Origin of the sequence: Cupriavidus sp. L7L, from assembly GCF_004353535.1 — a bacterium.
Lineage (GTDB): Bacteria > Pseudomonadota > Gammaproteobacteria > Burkholderiales > Burkholderiaceae > Cupriavidus > Cupriavidus oxalaticus_A.
In genome coordinates this window covers 1-823 of record NZ_SMNY01000043.1, presented here as the reverse complement: position 1 = coordinate 823, position 823 = coordinate 1, and the positions used below count along the sequence as shown (strand labels likewise).

The 823-nt window shown below is 54.3% G+C and carries 1 rRNA gene; it reads left to right on the top strand.

Annotated features, from left to right (window positions below):
* Window positions 1-799: ribosomal RNA gene (locus E1J61_RS30255) — 23S ribosomal RNA — on the top strand; the annotation flags it as partial.
* Window positions 800-823: the final 24 nt, after the last annotated feature.

Genomic DNA, 823 nt, shown 5'->3' with positions numbered 1-823 from the left:
TCTGTGTAGGATAGGTGGGAGGCTTTGAAGCGTGGACGCCAGTTCACGTGGAGCCGTCCTTGAAATACCACCCTGGTTTGTTTGAGGTTCTAACCTTGGCCCGTGAATCCGGGTCGGGGACAGTGCATGGTAGGCAGTTTGACTGGGGCGGTCTCCTCCCAAAGTGTAACGGAGGAGTTCGAAGGTACGCTTGGTACGGTCGGACATCGTACCTAAAGTGCAATGGCAAAAGCGTGCTTAACTGCGAGACCGACAAGTCGAGCAGGTGCGAAAGCAGGACATAGTGATCCGGTGGTTCTGAATGGAAGGGCCATCGCTCAACGGATAAAAGGTACTCTGGGGATAACAGGCTGATACCGCCCAAGAGTTCATATCGACGGCGGTGTTTGGCACCTCGATGTCGGCTCATCTCATCCTGGGGCTGTAGCCGGTCCCAAGGGTATGGCTGTTCGCCATTTAAAGAGGTACGTGAGCTGGGTTTAAAACGTCGTGAGACAGTTTGGTCCCTATCTGCCGTGGGCGTTGGAATCTTGACGGGGGCTGCTCCTAGTACGAGAGGACCGGAGTGGACGTACCGCTGGTGTACCTGTTGTCTCGCCAGAGGCATCGCAGGGTAGCTATGTACGGAAGAGATAACCGCTGAAAGCATCTAAGCGGGAAACTCGCCTGAAGATGAGGATTCCCTGGAGGCTTGACCTCCTTGAAGGGTCGTTCGAGACCAGGACGTTGATAGGCTGGGTGTGGAAGCGCAGTAATGCGTTAAGCTAACCAGTACTAATTGCCCGTAAGGCTTGATCCTATAACCAGTGTGTTTCACCTGGTG